Below are 1,813 nucleotides of genomic sequence, written 5' to 3' on the forward strand. Positions count from 1 at the left end.
CGATCCTGACCGTGTTATAACAGGTTTGTACCTTATTGATACTCTTTTAACCAGGAATTTTGCTGGATTCGTTGATGCTCTTAAGCATATTTTCCTCCCTGCTTTCTCTTTATCACTTGTTCTTTTTTCCGTCATATACAGAATTACGCGGAGCAACATGATTTTGCAGCTTAAAAAGGAATATGTGAAAGCTGCAAGGGCAAGAGGTTTAAAAGAGAAGAGGGTTGTTTATTACCACGCCTTTAAGAATGCTTTTATTCCCATATTTACCCTTATAGGTTTGCAGTTTGCAGGACTTTTAGGAGGAGCAATCCTCACTGAGAACGTTTTTTCATGGCCAGGCCTTGGGTCTTACCTTATTGAAAGGATTGGTTACAGAGATTTCCCCGCAATTCAGGGAGCTATTCTCTTTTATGCCGTTATCGTTGTTTTTATCTCTATAGCTATAGATATTATCTGTGCTCTTATGAATCCAAAAATCAAGTATGAGTAGGGTTTGCAGGATGAGTTTAAAAAAGATGCAGCTTTACCTGGGAATAGTTATTGTTGTTATGCTTATTGCAGTTGCACTTTTTGGCCCGTACTTTACATCCGTTGATCCAATTGCAATTTCAAACGCAACGTTTTCGCCACCTTCTCCGCAGCATATTTTCGGAACGGACGCCCTTGGGCGGGATATCTTTGCAAGGGTTCTCTACGGTGCGAGGATTTCCCTTCTGGTTTCTCTTCTTGCCGTTGCGATAGGGGTATCTGCAGGTACGTTCCTGGGGCTTGTATCCGGCTTTTTTGGCGGTATTGTTGACAGAATTCTTGTTCTCATGATGGATGCTATGTATGCGTTTCCGGGACTGCTTCTTGCCATCACGTTTACGGCGTTTTTGGGACAGGGGATACGGAATGTTGCAATAGCTATTGCCATTGCTTTTGTTCCTACCGATTTCAGACTTGTCAGAAATCAGGTCCTCTCTCTTAAAAAGGAGCCTTTTGTAGAGGCAGCTCAGGTTTTTAAGGTACCTTTATGGAAAATAATTTTTGTTTATGTTTTGCTTCCTATAATACCTACGCTTGCAGGTATTCTTGCACTTTCAATAGGCGATGCTATTTTAACAGAGGCAGGACTTTCCTATCTTGGGCTTGGTGTTCCTCCACCAACACCTGACTGGGGAGCTGACCTTTCAACGGGGCAGCACTACATATTGCAGGACTACTGGTGGTGTTTTGTCTTTTCAGGTCTTGCAATATTCCTTGCAGTGCTTGGGTTTGCTCTTATTGGAGACTACCTTTCAGAGGAAAAGCTATGATAGATGTTAGCCGCTTGACTATTACGTATCCCAATGGATTTGTTGCAGTTAGGAATGTTTCGTTTAAGATTGAGAAAAAAGAGGTATTTGCTCTCGTAGGTGAAAGTGGTTGTGGGAAGTCAACGACAGCTCATGCACTTATCAGGCTTCTTCCAAAGGGTAGCAGGATAGACGGTTCATTTAAACTTTCTGGAAGAGAGATTGTTTCTCTTAAAGAAAGAGAAATGAGGAAGGTTAGAGGAAAAGAGATAGGTATGGTATTTCAGGATCCCCTTAACGCGCTTAATCCTCTCGTTAAGGTAAGGGAGCACTTTTTTGAAACGTTTGCTGCTCATGGTGTTAAACGTTCTAAGGGAGAACTCCTTAATAGAGTAAAAGAACTTTTTGATTTTATAGACCTTCCGTTTGAGAAGGTTAACTCTTTCCCTTTTGAGCTTTCCGGCGGCCAGCGTCAGAGGGTTATGTTTGCTATTGCTCTTGTTCTAAATCCTCGCCTCATTATTCTTGACGAA

The 1,813-nt window shown here is 41.9% G+C and carries 3 protein-coding genes; all 3 read left to right on the top strand.

Translation table 11 applies throughout. The features are described from left to right. On the top strand, positions 1-493 hold a 493-nt coding region (locus MV676_RS07190), incomplete at its 5' end, for an ABC transporter permease (protein WP_297446254.1). 10 nt (positions 494-503) lie between these two features. Then, positions 504-1,301, top strand: coding sequence for an ABC transporter permease (locus MV676_RS07195; RefSeq protein ID WP_297446258.1), 798 nt, complete (start codon positions 504-506; stop codon positions 1,299-1,301). Then, a partial coding sequence (locus MV676_RS07200) for an ATP-binding cassette domain-containing protein (protein ID WP_297446260.1) occupies positions 1,298-1,813 on the top strand: 516 nt, incomplete at its 3' end. The genes MV676_RS07195 and MV676_RS07200, both read left to right, overlap by 4 nt.

This window comes from Desulfurobacterium sp. (assembly GCF_027028515.1).
GTDB lineage: Bacteria > Aquificota > Aquificia > Desulfurobacteriales > Desulfurobacteriaceae > Desulfurobacterium_A.